The organism is Acinetobacter sp. NIPH 2699 (genome assembly GCF_022549355.1).
Classification (GTDB): Bacteria; Pseudomonadota; Gammaproteobacteria; order Pseudomonadales; family Moraxellaceae; genus Acinetobacter.
In genome coordinates, this window is sequence record NZ_JAKZGL010000053.1 from 1 (window position 1) to 206 (window position 206).

1 protein-coding gene is annotated in these 206 nt (G+C 48.1%); it reads left to right on the top strand.

Annotation, left to right across the window (positions count from 1 at the left end; translation table 11 throughout):
- The coding region (locus tag MMP72_RS15855; RefSeq protein WP_241406220.1) for an Ig-like domain-containing protein at window positions 1–206 on the top strand (206 nt) is incomplete at both ends.

The following is a 206-nucleotide window of genomic DNA, read 5'->3' on the forward strand; positions in this document are numbered from 1 at the left end:
ACCGATCCAATTACAGGAACAGCAGAACCTGATTCTACAGTGACTGTGACCTTCCCAGATGGCAGCACAGCAGAAGTTGTTGCAGGACCAGATGGCAGTTGGACAGTACCAAACCCAGGTTTAGATGATGGTGATGAAATCACAGCAGTGGCAACAGATGAAGCAGGCAATAGTTCAGATCCTGCCACAGCAATTGTAGATGCAGT